Genomic DNA, 16985 nt, shown 5'->3' with positions numbered 1-16985 from the left:
CTCTCTCCGCGCCAGACCGGCATGGAGAAAAAATCACCCCGTTCCGTCTGGCATCAACTGGACAACAGCTCCTCCGGGCAGCATCTCCACCCGGCCGGCAAGCTCAAGTTCGGTGAGCACCGTCAGAACCGCCGAAACCGAGAACTGACAGCGCCGCACCAGATCGTCAACCGGGACCGGTGTGAATGAGATAAGTGAAGGAATCATTCTTCTCACACGATCAAGGTCCAGATCGCCCGTTAAGGAAGGGGTGCCCCACTCCTCCTGAGCCTCCGCGAACCCGGACGACATCTGCCCCGCTGCCGTATGAGAATGGCGAAGATAAGGCAGGATATCCTCGATCGTTTCCACCAGATGCGCATTCCGCATACGCAAAAGATTGTTACTCCCCCGGCAGCGCGGGTCCAGCGGCGAGCCGGGAACAGCGAAAAGCGCACGACTGTAACGATCCGCAAGCTCCGCCGTAATCAGGCTTCCAGAGTTCATGGCGGCCTCGACAACGACCGTGCCGAGAGACAGACCCGCAATAAGTCTGTTCCGTCTCGGGAAATGCCGCGCCTGAGGCTGGGTGCCCAGAGGGGCTTCCGTCACAACCGCGCCTTTTTCCGCGAGCAGTTCCTGCAAGGCGGCATTTTCCGTCGGATAGACCACATCCAGTCCGCCCGCGATGGCGGCCACCGAGCTTCCCCACTCCGGGAAGCCGCCATGCAGCGCACCCCGATGGGCTGCCGCGTCAATTCCGCGTGCGAGCCCCGAGACCACAGTGATTCCGGCATGAGACAGTTCGGTGGCCAGACTTTCGGCGAATCTCATTCCCGCTGCCGAAGCGTTGCGCGCGCCCACGATTCCCACACTGCGTGGCGCTGAAAGACAGGCCGGATTTCCCAGCATGGAAAGAACAGGAGGCGAGTCAGGCAGTTCAGCCAGAAACGGTGGATAATCTTGATCGAACAGCGTGATGATCCGCCCGCCAAGAGCCAGAACCTCTTCGATTTCCCGTTCGATTTCGGCAAGAGCGGGAATCCGCAGCGGAACCTTGCGTCCTCCCCGTCGCGCCTTCTCGGGAAGGATGGCGAGAGCTTCCTCTCCCGAGGAACAGTCCTGCATGAGACGCCGCCATGTGACCGGCCCGACATTTTCCGTACGAAACAGCCGCAGCAGAGCAGGTAGATCGGGATTCAGGCTCCCGATCCCGCTCACTTCGATGACTGGCCGATTGATGACTGGCCGATTTTCGGCTCCGTGCCGTTCAGAAGACGGACGATATTGGCGCGATGCCGCACGAAAATGATGACCGCGACCAGCAGACCAGCCAGCGGCTTTTCCGATCCTGCAAAGGAGTGTCCGTTCAGAAAGAACAGAATCGCAGGCATGCAGGCGAAGGCAAGAAGGGCTCCGGCTGACGATATCCGCGTCACTTTCGCGCCGACCAGCCAGATGAGGCAGCAGGCCAGCCCTGTCAGCGGCGAGAGGGCCAGCACGACGCCCAGCCCCGTGGCCACGCCTTTTCCTCCCCTGAAACCGAGCCACAGAGGAAAGCAGTGACCCAGCACGGCGAAGATTGCCGCCAGAGAAGCGGCGCGGTCACCCAGTTCCGGCGGCGTCATCACCCAGGCGATGAGAACCGCGAGCGTCCCTTTGAAACCATCCAGAAACAGCGTGGCAGCGGCCAGCTTTTTGTTCCCGGTCCGCAGTACGTTGGTCGCGCCGATATTGCCCGAGCCGATCTGACGGATATCCCCCTGTCCGGACGCCGCCGTAAGCAGAAGGCCGAAGGGAATGCTGCCCAGCATGTAGGACAGCAGAACCACGCCCGTCAGCAGCGTGCCGGGTGACTCGAAAAAATTCACGCCCCCCCTCCGAAGACCCGTCGTCCGTTCTTCCAGGTGCCCATGACCTTCCCCTCCAGCGCCCTGCCGTCGAACGGTGTGTTCTGGGCATGGCCGGGAAGCTCGCCCGCGATGACCTGCCACGCCCTGTCCGGGTCGAAGAGACACAGGTCCGCGGGCGTTCCGGCAGCCAGCGTTCCCACAGGACGCGCACCGCCACGAACGGCGACACCGCTTACACCCAGCAGGACGGAGGGCCTAAATGTCAGAAGCGCCAGCGCGTCGATGAGCGAGAGCGTGCCGTCGTGGTAGCGCGTCAGTGTGACGCCGAGCAGCGTGGCCAGCCCGGTTCCACCAGCCGAGGCCTGCGCGAACGGCAGGCGTTTGTCGTCCGGGTCACGCGGCGCATGGTCGGAAGCGATGGCGTCGATCGTCCCGTCAGCCAGAGCAGCACAGATGGCCAGCCGGTCATCCTCGCGGCGTAGTGGCGGCGAGAATTTGGCGTAGGTCCGGAAGTCACCGATCGCCGTCTCATTGAGGTCGAAATACTGCGGCGCCGTGTCACAGGTCACGCGCAGACCGCGCGCCTTGGCCTGCCGGATCAGGTCCACACCCTCGCCGGTCGAGACGTGACCGAAATGCAGACGACCGCCGGTCATCTCCGCAAGCCGGATATCACGGGCGATCATGATCGCTTCCGCTGCCGTGGGGATTCCGGGCAGGCCGAGACGCAGGGCCAGTTCGCCCTCGGTCGCACACCCCGATCCGGCGAGGGTCGGTTCTTCCGGGTGCTGCACCACCAGCGCGTCGAACGCCTGCGCATAACTCAGCGCCAGCTTCATCTGACGCGCCGAGGCAATGGCGCGGCTACCATCCGTAAAGGCGACCGCACCGGCTTCGGACAACAGGCCGATCTCGGCCAGTTCCTCGCCACGGCAGCCCTTGGTGAGCGCACCGTATGGCAGGATCGAAACATAATCCGGCTCTTCACCACGGGAACGCAGCATCCGCACCATGGCGGGATCATCGATGGGAGGCGAGCCGGTCGGCAGCACGGCGACTGTTGTCACACCACCCGCAAAGGCGGCTCGCGAAGCCGATTTGACCGTCTCACGGTACTCATGACCGGGCTCGCCGATCTCGACACGCATATCGACAAGGCCGGGACAGAGAACAGCGCCCTGTCCGTCCACGATATCCGCCCCCTCCGGTCTGCCTTCAGCGCCGGGAAGATCATGACCCACGATCACGCCGTCACGCACCAGAAGCCGTCCCTGCCGGTCCAGTCCGGACGCAGGATCAATCAGGCGCACATTCTCGAAAACAGTGCAGATGCTCATGACCGGCCTCCACGGGACAGACGGTCAAGCACGGCCATACGCACCGCCACACCCATTTCCACCTGCTCACGGATCACGCTCTGATCCGAATCAGCGATGTGGCTGGCGATCTCCACACCTCGGTTCATCGGACCGGGATGCATGACCAGCGCACCCGGCTTCGCCAGATCGAGCCTGCGCTGATCGAGACCGTAATAACGGAAATACTCGCGGGCGCTGGGGATCAGACCGCCGGACATCCGCTCTTTCTGGAGACGCAGCATCATCACCACGTCGGCGTCACGCAGACCGGTTTCCATGGAGTGATGCACCTCGACACCGAGGCTCGCCATCGAACGTGGCACCAGAGTCGGCGGACCGACCAGACGGACCCTGTTTGCCATGGAGGTCAGCAGATGCACATTCGACCGCGCCACGCGGGAATGGACGATGTCGCCACAGATAGCGACCGTCAGCCCTTCCAGCCGCCCCAGATGACGACGAATGGTCAGCGCATCGAGCAGCGCCTGCGTAGGGTGTTCATGCGTGCCGTCGCCCGCATTAATGACAGCAGCATCGACCTTCTGCGCCAGCAGCGCGGGCGCACCGGACTGGGAGTGACGCACCACCAGCAGGTCGGTCCGCATGGCGTTCAATGTCGCCGCCGTGTCCAGCAGGGTCTCGCCCTTGTTCACGGAAGACTGGGCGACCGACATGTTCACCACGTCAGCCCCGAGACGCTTGCCCGCCAGTTCAAAGGAGGTACGCGTGCGCGTGCTGTCCTCAAAGAACAGGTTGATGAGCGTGCGTCCGCGCAAAAGATCCCGAGGCGTTTTCCGCGATCGGTTCATCAGCGCGTAGCTCTCGGCCAGATCGAGAATCGGTTCTATCCGGGAGGGGTGCATCCCCTGAATCCCGAGAAGATGACGGTCCGAGGGACCGAAAAAACGGGAGCCCCCGGACGACGCCTCAGCCATTCTGAACGGCCCCTATCCGTGCCAGCACTTCATCACGCCCCAGCGCCGCCGCTGTGGCGTCGATGCCCGGAGACGTTGTCGTGCCGCACAGCGCGGCGCGCAGCGGCTGGGCAACCTTGCCCAGTTTCAGGTCGCGTTTTTCGGCGAACAGCCTGAGCGCCTCATGAATGGGCTCAGCCGTGAAAGGTTCCACCACAGCCAGATCGCGCGCCAGCTCAGAGAGCATGTCACACCCCTCGGGCGTAAGCTGCTTCTCGGCCTTGGCGTCGAAAGACAGCGGCACCTGACGACCGAGGAACGCGGCGCTGTCAGCAAGTTCGACCAGCGTGCGGGCGCGTTCTTTGAGGCCGGGCATCAGTTCCAGCACGCGCCTGCGGGTTTCCGCGCCGGTTTCGACGCCTTCACGACCAGCCAGACGCTCCATCACGTCATTGGTCAGGCGTTCGTCATCGGCTTCACGCAGATAGACGGCGTTGACGTGTTCCAGCTTGGTGTAGTCCATCCGCGAGGCCGAGCGGCCCACGCCATCAAGGTCGAACAGACGAATCTGCTCGTCACGGGACAGGATTTCCGCATCGCCATGGCCCCAGCCGAGACGCAGCAGATAGTTGCAGAGCGCTTCCGGCAGGTAACCCATCTCGCGGAATTCTACGACCGACTGCGCGCCGTGACGCTTGGACAGCTTCGCGCCATCCGGACCGTGGATCAGTGGCAGATGGGCGAAGCGCGGCGCTTCCCAGCCCATCGCGCGATAGATCATCAACTGACGGAAAGTGTTGGTCAGGTGATCGTCGCCACGGATGACATGGGTGATCTCCATGTCGTGGTCGTCCACCACGACAGCGTGCTGATACGTCGGCGTGCCATCGGAACGGAGGATGATCATGTCGTCCAGCTCGGCGTTGGCCACGCGGACCTCGCCCTGCACGAGATCATTGATCACGTTCTCGCCCTCACGCGGGGCCTTGATGCGGATGGCGTACGGCGCACCGGCAGGCGCTTCGGACGGATCGCGGTCGCGCCACATGCCGTTGTAGCGGGGCGGCCTGCCCTCCGCCACGGCGGTCTCGCGCATTTCCTTCAGCTCTTCCGGCGTGCAGAAGCACCTGTAGGCCTTGCCTTCCGCCAGAAGCTGGAGAGCGACCTCCTTGTGACGCTCCTCCCGCGCGGACTGGAACACGGGCTCATCGTCCCATGTCAGCCCCATCCATTTGAGGCCTTCGAAGATCACGTCCACGGCTTTCTGCGTGGAACGTTCCTTGTCGGTATCCTCGATGCGGAGCACGAACTGGCCACCGCAATGACGGGCATAGAGGAAATTGAAAAGGGCGGCGCGGGCGTTGCCGATATGCAGCAACCCGGTCGGGGATGGGGCAAAGCGCGTACGAACGGTCATGATCGGGTGCATATCACGGAGCCGGAGGGACGGCTATGGAGATTTCGGAAACATCCTTGGGAAGAAAACGTGACCGGCCTGTCTGCTGAGGATGCGATCCTGTCCGATACTGACCTGCAACCGCACCATTTCCCCAAGAGCGAAACGCAGCTCCGTCCGGTCGCCCGGCTCCCGGTCGATAAACCGCAGCAGAACGGGCACGATCGCCGCCGCGCGTGCCTGATCCTCCCGCCACAGACGCAGAAACACCCGCAGCCGACGCGCCAATGGGAGAGAGCAGGTTTTATCCTGCATCAGTTCACGCACCTCGATGACATACATACCGACCGTCATGATCGCCATATGCTGTGAGAAGCGTGCAAAAACCACGTCGTCCGGCACATTTCGGGCCGTTCGTATCGTCCGGACCATGCTGTCCGCGTTCATGATCAGCCATGACCGTTCCGACACGCGACTGTCTGGATAACTCAGACCACGCAGGCGCCGCTGCGCCCACAGGATGGTGCGTCGGAGATGACCATCGGGACGGAATATCAGCACGAAGCGGAACATGACGGCTGAGAAAAATACGGCCGCAAGGAACGCGGAAGTGCCGTTCAGAAACGAAACCTCGTCGTAGCGTCCGCTGTTCGCAGGACCGATCAGGACCGGCAGGAACATGTTGAAGGAAAAGGCGTGATTGACCAGACGGGGCGTGCGGGCCGCCAGACCGCCCACCACCATCGGCACCATCAGGGCTCCAGCCAGCAACTCGGGTGAAGTCATGCCCGGCATCACCATCACGACGAAAACTCCCGCCACCAGCGCGCACCACAACGCGCCACGGACGAAACCACCCGAGGCAAGGGTCGGCGTTTCCCGTGTTGCGAGCAGCCCGTAAACCAGAGCGACATACGACACGAAGATGATGCCGGATGGCCAGCCGGTGGCTTCCCACAGCAACCATGCGCCCAGTATCCCGGCAGCGGCGCGGATGCCGTTACGGAGCCCCTCCACACCCTGTCGCACGGAACGCGACCTGAACCGGAAACGATCGCCGTGCCGCGGGGAGACGATCATCCCGACATGCCCTTCCGCATTGGCGAGACTGCGCTGAATGGTGGACCAGTCAGCCTCCGCCCGTCTCCGTGCAAACGCCGCCAGCAGCGACGCCAGCGCGGCGCGTGCATGATCCGCCGCCCTGCCAGCCGCAGGGCCCATTTCCAGCACGTCATATTCAATACGCGTGGCGGCCGCCATGATGTCGGCGAGAAGCGCGTGCTGCACGGAGCGTGAGAAATCCGCCGACCGCAGCACGGTGCTGGTCCGGGCGGTCACGGTTTTCAGGCGTCCCACAAGGCTGCGACGCGCGTTTCCTTCCATATCGGGGAGGCACATCATCGTCGCCACCCCTTCACAGACGATACCGAGGATAATGTATGTCCCGCGCGCCATCGCCACCGAGAAGGCGGCGTCCGGGTCAGGAATAACATCGACCGCGACAATGGCTGTGGTGAAACCGGCCACCAGAAAGCCGTAGCTCCTAAAACCGTCAAAGAAGGTAGCGCAGCCACAGCACAGACCGATCCAGACGGCCAGCCCCACAAAAAAGAGAGCCGCCTGCTGGGGGAAGGACGCAATCAGCGCCACGCCGACGGAACAACCCACTATCGTTCCGACCAGTCGCCACCGGGCCTTGGAAATCGACTCGCCGCGAGAAGCCGTTGCAACCACCCAGACCGTCAACGGCGCCCATTGCGGGCTCCCCAGTTCCATCCACATGGCGACGAGCAGCGAGAAGACCGCCGCGCAGGACGTGCGTACCGCGAAGCCGAGATTCGCAGGAGACGGCGCGAACAGCCAGCTCCAGTTCCGCTCTGCCGCCGCTGTCACGTCCGCCCCGTCCCCTGCCCGTCAATTGATCGTGGCGTTGCAAGCAGACGATAACGGACGAAAAGTCCAAGTCTTTGTTATGATGATGTTATAAGCAGCACCTATAATCGAGCGCTCAAAGCTTGAGAGCGCTCGTGAGATCCAGTCCGGTCAATGTTTTCCACACACAGTCCATCAGGGCGCTCACCAGAGGGCGACGGAGCCTGACCAACCCCACCGGCACTTCCGGCGAGGGCTCCAGACGACGGATATTCAGCCCTCCCTCCCTGCTGGCGGAGGGCAGCGCCGCGATCGGCAGAATGGATGCCAGTCGTCCCGCCTTCAGTTCGGCATGAAGCAGTTCGAGCGCATTGGTCTCGAACTGGATGTCGGGTTTTTTCACGCCTGCCTTCTCAAAAGCGCTGTCCACGATCTGACGGCTTTTCATCGACCGGTCGAGCAGACAGAGCGGCAGTTCAGCCGCGTCAGACCAGCTACAGCGCGTTCGTCCGGGCAGGCTGACACCTGTCGCCGCGACCAGAACATGCTGCTCCCTGTACAGCGTATGCTCCTCAATATTGGGAACGGCTGTCTGCTGGTCGAGATAGATCAGACCCAGATTGAAACGCTCTTCCGCCAGCCCGTGCATGACTTCGGCGGAGGACACGACCGTCACCTCCAGATGCAGCGCCGGGATCGCGGCGCGAAGACTTTCCGCCAGCAGAGGCGCAATCTGTATGGCGGGCGGCATGACACCTATGGACAGCGAGCCACCCGCCACGTCGTGCGCGAACCCCGCTTCCTGCTTCAGCCCATCCAGCGCCGCCAGACTCTGACGCGCCCAGGCCACGACCCGCTCTCCTTCGGGTGTAAGACCCAGAACGCGATGATGACGACGGACGATGGACACTCCCAGTTCATGTTCCAGTTGCCGGATGGCCGTGGAAAGGGCGGGCTGGGACACGCCGCAATGAGCCGCAGCCCGAGAGAAATGACGGAAGTGATCGAGCGCGACCAGATAGCTCAACTGACGGAGAAACATCCGATTTTCCCTTCATCACATCCGCTCCGGTCATCCCGGAATGGGAACGTCATAGCCGTAAAGCCTTCCGGGAACAGTCGGCTTTCAGACACAGGAGGAAGAACCCGGCAATTTCTCCAGTTCCAATGGGATATAAAGTAAAGGCCTGCCTCTGCTTTAGCGGAGACAGGCCTTGCAACGTTTCTGGACAGACAATGCCGCTTATTCAGCAGCAACCGCCACGCTTCGGTTCGGGACAACAACCGACACCACGCCCGCGACGATGACATTGACCACCAGAGCGATCAGTCCTGTCGAGACCAGTTCGGACCAGCCGCCGATCGACAGCATGTGCACCGGCTTCAGACCATCTGCCCAGCAGATGCCAAGACCAACCACCGTGCCGACAACCCAGCCCGCCAGCATGCCGGTCGAGGAGAACCGGAATCTGGTCAGACCAAGGATCAGCGCGGGGAATGTCTGAAGAATGATCACACCGCCCAGCAACTGAAGGTCGATGGCGAACTTCGCGTTCAGGAACAGCACGCAGAGCAGAGCGCCAAGCTTCACACCGAAAGCCGCGATCCGCGAAGTCGTCACACCGGCATAGCTCTTCGGCAGGATGTTGTTCGTGAGCAGGTTCGCCGCACCGATCGCCATGACCGCAGCAGGAACCAGCGCGCCCACGGCAATGGCCGCAAAAGCGAAGCCCGCGAACCAGTCCGGAAACAGCTTCAGGAACAGGTAAGGCACCACCATGGAAGAGACCGTCGTGTCGATGCCTGCGACGTGCGCCATCATGCCCAGCAGGGCGATCAGCCCGAGGACGATCGTGTAGATCGGCAGGTAGACTGCGTTCTGCTTGACCGTGTCCGCCGATTTGGCGGCCAGAATGCCGGTCAGCGTATGCGGATACAGGAAGGCGGCCAGCGCGGAGGAAAGCGCCAGCGTCGCATACGGCATCAACTGCCCGGCCTTCATGACATGATCGGCGTCCGGCATCGCCACGACACTGTTCATGACGTCGAACATATGACCGTAGCCACCAAGCTTGATCGGGATCAACGTCACGGCGGCGATCACCGCGATGTAGATCATGATGTCCTTGATGAACGCCGTCAGCGCAGGCGCATGGAGACCGCCGAGCCATGTGTAGGCAGCCAGCGAGACAAAGGCGATGACCAGAGGAATCTCGCCCGAAAAGCCGAGAGCCTGTACGACCGTGCGGATACCGATCAACTGGAGCGCGATATAGGGCATAACCGCGATCAGCCCGGAAAACGCCACGGCCAGTTCAAGGGCGCGACTGCCGAAACGCGCGCGGATCATGTCCGCCGCGGTCGCATGACCGCCGTCATGAGCGATCTTCCACAGCTTCGGCATGACGATGAAGATGAATGGATAGACGATGATGGTGTAGGGCAGCGCAAAGAATCCGTAAGCGCCGACCGCATAGACCAGAGCCGGAACCGCGATAACGGTATAGGCCGTGTAGAAATCGCCGCCGACCAGAAACCATGTGACCCAGGCGCCGAACTGCCGTCCGCCAAGACCCCATTCTTCCGTGCCGTGCCCACCATGTCCCTCGACAGGAGCAGAAGGCGCCGCCTTCTTTCCACCGGAGAACCACTCCTTCCAGTGAGACACCGTGCTGCCCGCGATGATCGTCACCCCGAAGAACAGGACGAAGACGACAAGCGCGATCGTATCAGCCGCCGGAATACCGTTCATGACTGCGCTCCCTTCTTCCAGGCAAGCCAGATCAGGACTGACGTCACCGGCACCCATGCGAACTGGTACCAGTAGAAAAACGGGAATCCGAACAGCATCGGAGTCTGCAGGTTATAGAAGGGCACCCACAGCAACCCGACAAAGGGCGCGAGGAGCAGGATATTGAAAATTTTCATTCAGCGACCACTTCTTATTATTCGTGTGTTTGTGTGTCGGATTTGTTGACACTGTAAAATGACCATCGGGAAGTCAATAGAACTTCCCGTGAAAGCCCGGTTTGATGCCATTTTCACAAGCTTTTCATCCAGCCCTCGATCACACCCGTCTTGGCGGTCTGTTTTACGATGTCGTGCAGCCCGCTCACTTCCCCACGCACAGGCTCCGTTATCGTAACAACCAGGCAGCGTCCACTGTGGGGCTCGATACGCTGACCGACAGCGAGTGGGTTCAGCATTTCGGACAGTTCCTCCCCCTGCCCGGCTCACTGCCACAACCTCTGGCGCTTCGCTATCACGGTCACCAGTTCCGCCAGTACAACCCCGACCTCGGAGACGGACGCGGCTTCCTGTTCGCCCAGTTGCGTGACGACACCGGGCGTCTGCTCGACCTCGGCACCAAGGGCAGCGGCCGTACGCCCTGGTCACGCGGAGGAGACGGCCGCCTGACTCTGAAAGGAGGCATCCGGGAGATTCTGGCCGCCTCCATGCTGGAAGCGCTCGGTGTCGAGACCTCCCGCGCCTTCAGCCTGATCGAGACGGGCGAAAATCTGGAGCGTCACGACGAACCGTCCCCCACACGCTCCGCTGTCCTTGTGCGGCTTGGCCATTCCCACATCCGCATCGGCACATTCCAGCGCCTTGCGACCAATGCCGAGACGGAGGCGCTGAAGCAGCTCGTCACCTACGTCCGGGAAACCTACTATCCCGGACTTTCCGTTCCGGAAGACGGCAATGAGGCGCTGGTCCTGTTTGAAGCTGTGTGCGGTCGCGTCGCCCGCGTGGGCGCGCAGTGGATGGCCGCCGGCTTTGTTCACGGCGTTCTGAACACGGACAACATCGCCATTACGGGCGAAAGTTTCGACTATGGCCCGTGGCGCTTCCTGCCCCGGTTCGATGCAGGCTTTACCGCCGCGTATTTCGACCAGAACGGACTTTACGCCTATGGACGCCAGCCTCAGGCACTTCTGTGGAATCTGGCCCGTCTGGCCGAGTGCCTGCTGGAATTTGCTCCCCATGCCGGACTGACGGACGTTCTTTCCCGCTTTCCGGCGCTTTATGAACGCGAACTGGATCTCGCATGGTGCCGCCGTCTCGGTGTCCGTCCGGACACACCCGAGACCGACCGCGCTCTCCGCCATGCGGTGACCCTGTTTATGGAAACCTCAGGAATCCCGTTCCATTGCCTGCCCTTCGACTGGTATGGCGGTAGCGGTGGCGCAGAGAGGGCGCTGAACGGCGAGCGTGGAGATCTCTATCGTGATAGCGCCTTTGCTGAAGCGCGCGGACTGCTCGAAAACCGGGCTCCGGTTGCCTCTTATTCCGCCGATCATCCGTATTTTTCAGGCGGTCGTCCCTGTGACATGCTCATCACAACGGTCGAGGCGCTCTGGACGAGACTGAGCGAGCAGGATGACTGGTCCGCGCTTGAGGAAAAGCTGGCTGAAATCGCTCTGATGGCCGACGCGCTGGGACAGAGTCGCGCCCCTTGAGCATGAAGACAGGGAAACCTTCTTCATGAACTCAAAAAATCTTCGCTTTTTGGACATATCCGGGCTTTAAGAACCGATCCTCACCTTTAGGATGCACACCGCACGCGATATGTTCGCATGTCATGCGAGCGTATGAGGCGAACGCATCCAGCTTTTGAACACTGCAACCTTGGGACCGGTTTCTTGGCGCGTATCAGCCGCATCCTTCCAGCCAGCCTTTCATCCGCCACGACGAAAACGTCGCTGAAACGCAGAGGCGATGAACTCGGCGGCGTTCTGCTGTGGGTTCTGGCGCTTGTTCTGACCGTGTGTTTCTGGAGTTACGATCCTCTCGATCCCTCACCGGATGTATCGACCGACAGAGCGCCCACGAACCTGCTTGGACGACCGGGAGCCTTTCTGGCCGATATTCTCATTCAGGCGGTCGGTCTCTCCACAGTGCTGCTGATTGTCGCCCTCGTCGCATGGGGATGGAGAATTTTCCGACACCGTGGCCTCAGTGTCTTCGTGCTGAGAGCCTTTGCACTCTGCTTCCTCCTGCCTGTGGGGGCAGCCCTGCTGGCGGCCCTCCCCATTCTGATCACAGCGTTTCACGCGCCTTCATGGCCCTCCGACGCCGGTATCGGCGGAGGCATTGGCGCAAGCGTGGCGCGGGAAGCCGTCGCCGCCGGGATGTCGGCAATAGGGCCTGCGGGCGGCGTCATCATCTGGTTTCTCGGTCTGGTGCTGGCCGTCCTTCTCGCCGCGCTGGCGTTTGGCCTCGACAGGAACGAGTGGAACAGCATCGCCCGACTGACAGGCGCGACCATGCTGCTCATCGGTCGTCAGCCCGGTCGCCTCGCGAGAGTGATTATTGCGCGTCAGCGCCGGGTTGTTCCGGGGCAGGAGAGCGTATACGCCCGAACCGATTACGGAAACGGCTATGAAACGGTCGCTTCCGAAACCGGCTTTGCCGAACAGGACAACGGAAGCAGGCGATCGTGGATTCCCCGACGCGCCAAGGCATCCACCGCATCCGCCGGGCAATATCTTGCCGCGAAGGCTGCGCAGGAAACCCGCTTCGCACCACCACCGCCACGTTCCGAGACGGCAAGGCAGCCTGCCGCTGCCAGAAGCGTGGCGCCGACGGGAACCGATCTCGCCCTTCTGGCGCCTTCGCCGGAATCGCCCCCAGCCAACCGCCCGACCGGCCGCAGGCCCGCCAACACCGTCAACGAGGACGAGCCTGTCTACGCCCTGCCCGGCCCGGTGAATGATGCCCCTCCGCCAACCGAGCGTCTCTCTGCCTACAGGGACGAACCGGCCGACCTGTCTGACTTGCAGCCTCCAGTTCCCGCACAACCGGAAAATCAGCAGCCCGTCACCCGCCCTGAACCCGTCACGCAGTCTGCCGGTCATGGCGCTTCCGCTGAAGGCGAAGGCCGGAAATCCCTGCTCTCCAAGCTGTTCGGCGGGCGTTCGGAGAGTGATGGCAGTGCGTCGGCAGGCCGACGAGAAGCAGCAAAAGCATCGCAGGGCTGGGTTCTGCCGCCTGTCTCCCTGCTGAAACTGCCACCGGCCTCCCGCGCCGCCATGGCGCCGTCGCGGGAAATGCTGGAAGGTAACGCCCGGCTTCTCGAAACGGTTCTGGCGGATTTCGGCGTGCAGGGGCGGATTGTCGATCTGCACCCCGGTCCTGTCGTCACGCTGTACGAACTTGAACCAGCCCCCGGTATCCGTGCAGCCCGCGTCATCGGACTGGCGGACGATGTGGCCCGCTCCCTGTCCGTGCTCAGCGTCCGCATCGCCACGGTCCCCGGTCGTAATGTCATCGGTATCGAAGTCCCGAACGCGACCCGCGAAACCGTGTATCTTTCGGAACTGTTCAAATGTCCGGAATGGGTGAACACGACCTCCCGGCTGGAACTGGCTCTCGGCAAGGACATCGAAGGCGAACCCGTCTTCGGCGATCTCGCGAAGATGCCGCATCTGCTGGTCGCCGGAACGACCGGCTCGGGTAAGTCCGTCGGGATCAACGCCATGATCCTGTCGCTGCTTTTCCGGCATTCGCCGGATGAGTGCCGTCTGATCATGATCGACCCGAAGGTGCTGGAACTGTCGATCTATGACGGCATCCCTCACCTGCTCACGCCTGTTGTGACGGAGCCGAACAAGGCCGTCACCGCCCTGAAATGGGTCGTGCGGGAAATGGACCGTCGCTATCGCGCCATGGCGCATCTACAGGTCCGTAACATCGCCGGTTATAACGAGCGTGCCGCGCAGGTTCGTGAACGCGGAGAGGAAGTCACACGCCGCGTCCAGACCGGCTACGATCCGGAAACCGGCAACCCGATTTTCGAAGAACAGTCCCTCACGCTCGATCCCCTGCCCTTCATCGTGGTGGTCATCGACGAGATGGCCGACCTGATGATGACGGCGGGCAAGGAAATCGACGCCGCCGTCCAGCGTCTCGCGCAGAAAGCCCGTGCGGCGGGCATTCATGTCATCATGGCGACGCAGCGTCCATCCGTGGATGTGATCACCGGCACCATCAAGGCCAACTTCCCGACGCGCATTTCCTTTCAGGTGATCAGCAAGTTTGACAGTCGCACGATTCTTGGCGAACAGGGCGCTGAGCAGCTTCTGGGTCAGGGCGACATGCTCTTCATGCAGGGCGGTGGCCGCATCACCCGTGTACACGGCCCATTTGTGGCTGACAGTGAAGTCGAGGCGACTGTCGAATTCCTGCGTGAACAGGGCGAGCCGATTTACGACGAGGACGTCATCTCAGAACGCGAGGATGACAGCGCCGCCGGAACTTTCGATGCCGGAAGCAGCGGCGGAGATGGCGATTCATCCGGTCTGTATGACAAGGCGGTCGCCATCGTGATCCGTGAAGGCAAGGCGTCCACTTCCTTCGTGCAGCGTCATCTTTCGATTGGCTATAACCGCGCCGCCAAACTCATCGAACAGATGGAGAAGAACGGCATCGTGACGGCTGCGGATCATGTCGGCCGCCGGAAGGTGCTGATCGGACGTGGCGCAGAAGACTGACGCGTCTGCCATCCTCTTATGGCGCTGTTTCACTGGGCACGCACTCAGTGGAACAGCGCCTCCTTCTGTGCTCAGAGCGCGCTTCCTGAGCACAGGGCGTAAGCTTTCCCCGGTGCTGAAAATGAGTAAACGGTCATGACGGGTCTTTCCCCAACGCTCCCGTTTGAAATGCTCTATGAAAGCAATCAGGCGCTTATCATCAACAAGCCCGCCGGCTTGCCGGTGCATCCCGGACCACGCGGTGGCCCCAGCGTTGAAGACTGGTTTCCCCTGATGAGCAGGAGGAAAGACGGTCCGTGGCTTGCTCATCGGCTGGATGCCGACACTGCGGGCTGCCTTGCCATCGCCCTGCGCAAACAGACGTTGCTGGCGATGCAGTCCTGCTTTTCGGAAGGCCGGACCCGCAAGATCTACTGGGCCATCGTGCAGGGCGTTTCTCCGGAAACGGCTGAGATTGATGAGCCTCTGAAAAAGATCAGCACGAAGTCTGGTGGATGGAGAATGTGCGGCGCTCCAGACGGACAGAGCGCGCGGACGACATTGAGACGTCTGGGTACGGATGGCGTCTGTTCATGGGTCGAACTGACGCTGCACACAGGCCGGACCCATCAGGCACGCATTCACTGCGCCCTGCTGGGAACCCCGATCTTGGATGACCCGATCTATGCCGAAGAAAAGCGCTCCGGGTCCGGTCCGCTACAGTTGCTGAGTCGGGAGCTGACGTTGCAGCTTCCCACGCCGATCAGGGCTGTCGCGCCGCCGCCGCTCCATATGGAGGCCGCCTTGCGACGCTGTGGGTATCACCCGCCTGCCGGATAATACCCTTTCTGGATGAGCCGGTCAGTTGCTGACGGCGTGCCAGGACTTACCCTGAAATTTGTAGTCCACATGTAGTTCTTCGATGATCTCGGAGAAGACGTGGTTGTCATACACGATCATGGACGGGATCGGACGCACCCGCATGAAATCCGCATGGAACGTGCGGTTCAGGGCGCGCTCGAACACACCCGGGCCAGTCTTGTAGGGGATATACAGACCCGGATGGAGATAGCAGTTGCGATAGAGCGACAGCAGAACGTCTTCCAGAATCGGACTGTTCGCGACCGAACCGAAGAAGTCGTTATGCACCACGCTGTCATGCGTCAGCAGGAACACGTGCGAATGGTGATGTGACAGCCGCTCAAAGAACACCTCTTCCGAACGGATGCGGATGTCGGCGTCCAGCCACCAGCCACCCAGCTTCTGGATGACGTGGGCGCGAAGGAAGTCGGCCGCCTCGGCAGGGTGACGGGTGCTCAGAAACAGATTGCGGGCCTCGACGCCATAAACGTCATACAGCCACTGAGCCGCTTCTTCCTGATTGAAAGTCTTGACCTCAACGCCCTTGAGGTTGCGGTGATATTCGAAGTTCCGCTCAACCTCGTCCGGCGTTTCCTTGTCCCAGTACATGAAAATCTTGCGAGGAATGAGCGCGCCCGGCACCCGGCTGTCGGCCACACCGTTACGCGTCTGCTCGGTGTAGAGGCGATTCATGATCTCCAGATAAAGCCTGTCACACTCTTCGCCCGTGTGGAACTCGTCGTAACAGTTCCCCATGATGCGGGCGGCCTTGATCAGATCGCCTGTCGTCCATGCCGTCTGAATGCCCAGAATGTAATTATAGAGCGGGAGCGACAGGGAGCGGAGCGCATCCATATCCGCCGGATCGAGCGGCAGACCCGCTTTCAACTGACACAGAAGGCTGACATGCAGCAGGATATGCGCCCCGGGGTGCTGGTCCGGTGATTTGGAATGAAGTTCATACCCGATGTGATAAACGCGGGCCGCTTCCGCGACACACCGGTCGGTATGGAGAATATTGGCGAGATAAAACGCCTTCTCGACAGTGTCACAGCCATGCTCATTGTAATAAGCGACGGCTCTTTCATTATTCGCCAGATCGGAGGGAGCAAGATGCGGTGGTGTTACCGGTTCAGTCATTCCATGTTCTCCGACGGGCTTATCTGGGCAACTTAATAACAAATCCTCAGATCGTTACAACCTGAACGCATGATCAATGAGTCAGCAACTCCTCCCGATTATCGGTTTTTTTCGCTAAAAATTCAAAAAGATCGCCGCAG

At 61.4% G+C, this 16985-nt stretch carries 13 protein-coding genes; 3 read left to right on the top strand and 10 right to left on the bottom strand.

Going from position 1 to position 16985, the window contains the following annotated elements; all coding sequences use genetic code 11:
• Positions 1-33: 33 nt before the first annotated feature.
• The 9 genes from dprA to LKE90_RS03075 all read right to left on the bottom strand — a co-directional run bounded on the left by dprA (position 34) and on the right by LKE90_RS03075 (position 10300).
• Positions 34-1200: a DNA-processing protein DprA gene (dprA, locus tag LKE90_RS03115; protein WP_291490818.1), complete on the bottom strand. Its 1167-nt coding sequence runs from the start codon at positions 1198-1200 to the stop codon at positions 34-36.
• The gene (plsY, locus tag LKE90_RS03110; protein WP_291490817.1) at positions 1197-1850 is read right to left on the bottom strand and encodes a glycerol-3-phosphate 1-O-acyltransferase PlsY; all 654 of its coding nucleotides are present in this window, start codon (positions 1848-1850) and stop codon (positions 1197-1199) included. Before plsY ends, dprA begins: the two co-directional genes overlap by 4 nt.
• Positions 1847-3169, bottom strand: a complete 1323-nt coding sequence (locus LKE90_RS03105) for a dihydroorotase (protein WP_291490815.1) — start codon at positions 3167-3169, stop codon at positions 1847-1849. Before LKE90_RS03105 ends, plsY begins: the two co-directional genes overlap by 4 nt.
• The gene (locus LKE90_RS03100; protein WP_291490814.1) at positions 3166-4125 is read right to left on the bottom strand and encodes an aspartate carbamoyltransferase catalytic subunit; all 960 of its coding nucleotides are present in this window, start codon (positions 4123-4125) and stop codon (positions 3166-3168) included. Before LKE90_RS03100 ends, LKE90_RS03105 begins: the two co-directional genes overlap by 4 nt.
• Positions 4118-5521, bottom strand: coding sequence for a glutamate--tRNA ligase (gene gltX / locus LKE90_RS03095; RefSeq protein ID WP_291490813.1), 1404 nt, complete (start codon positions 5519-5521; stop codon positions 4118-4120). Before gltX ends, LKE90_RS03100 begins: the two co-directional genes overlap by 8 nt.
• Before the next feature lie 33 nt (positions 5522-5554).
• Positions 5555-7393, bottom strand: coding sequence for an FUSC family protein (locus LKE90_RS03090; RefSeq protein WP_291490812.1), 1839 nt, complete (start codon positions 7391-7393; stop codon positions 5555-5557).
• Between the two features lie 115 nt (positions 7394-7508).
• Complete coding sequence (locus LKE90_RS03085; RefSeq protein WP_291490811.1) at positions 7509-8414, bottom strand: LysR family transcriptional regulator; 906 nt, start codon at positions 8412-8414, stop codon at positions 7509-7511.
• 201 nt (positions 8415-8615) lie between these two features.
• Positions 8616-10124 carry a sodium:solute symporter family protein gene (locus LKE90_RS03080; protein WP_291490810.1) on the bottom strand — a complete coding sequence of 503 codons (1509 nt, stop codon included), beginning with the start codon at positions 10122-10124 and terminating at the stop codon, positions 8616-8618.
• Positions 10121-10300, bottom strand: coding sequence for a DUF3311 domain-containing protein (locus tag LKE90_RS03075; RefSeq protein WP_291490809.1), 180 nt, complete (start codon positions 10298-10300; stop codon positions 10121-10123). The genes LKE90_RS03080 and LKE90_RS03075 overlap by 4 nt, the downstream gene beginning before the upstream one ends.
• A 104-nt stretch (positions 10301-10404) precedes the next feature.
• Between LKE90_RS03075 and LKE90_RS03070 the strand changes: the two genes are divergently transcribed.
• The 3 genes from LKE90_RS03070 to LKE90_RS03060 all read left to right on the top strand — a co-directional run bounded on the left by LKE90_RS03070 (position 10405) and on the right by LKE90_RS03060 (position 15684).
• Complete coding sequence (locus tag LKE90_RS03070) at positions 10405-11832, top strand: protein adenylyltransferase SelO family protein (RefSeq protein ID WP_291490808.1); 1428 nt, start codon at positions 10405-10407, stop codon at positions 11830-11832.
• Between the two features lie 117 nt (positions 11833-11949).
• Positions 11950-14865: an FtsK/SpoIIIE family DNA translocase gene (locus LKE90_RS03065; protein ID WP_407066025.1), complete on the top strand. Its 2916-nt coding sequence runs from the start codon at positions 11950-11952 to the stop codon at positions 14863-14865.
• Positions 14866-15000: 135 nt separating this feature from the next.
• Positions 15001-15684: an RluA family pseudouridine synthase gene (locus LKE90_RS03060; protein ID WP_291490805.1), complete on the top strand. Its 684-nt coding sequence runs from the start codon at positions 15001-15003 to the stop codon at positions 15682-15684.
• A gap of 21 nt (positions 15685-15705) precedes the next feature.
• Here LKE90_RS03060 and LKE90_RS03055 read toward each other — a convergent pair whose 3' ends face one another.
• Complete coding sequence (locus LKE90_RS03055; RefSeq protein WP_291490804.1) at positions 15706-16845, bottom strand: hypothetical protein; 1140 nt, start codon at positions 16843-16845, stop codon at positions 15706-15708.
• Positions 16846-16985: the final 140 nt, after the last annotated feature.

The organism is Acetobacter sp. (assembly GCF_022483985.1).
GTDB lineage: Bacteria > Pseudomonadota > Alphaproteobacteria > Acetobacterales > Acetobacteraceae > Acetobacter.
Note: the sequence above shows the minus strand (reverse complement) of the source record. Positions and strands in the feature narration are given on the sequence as shown.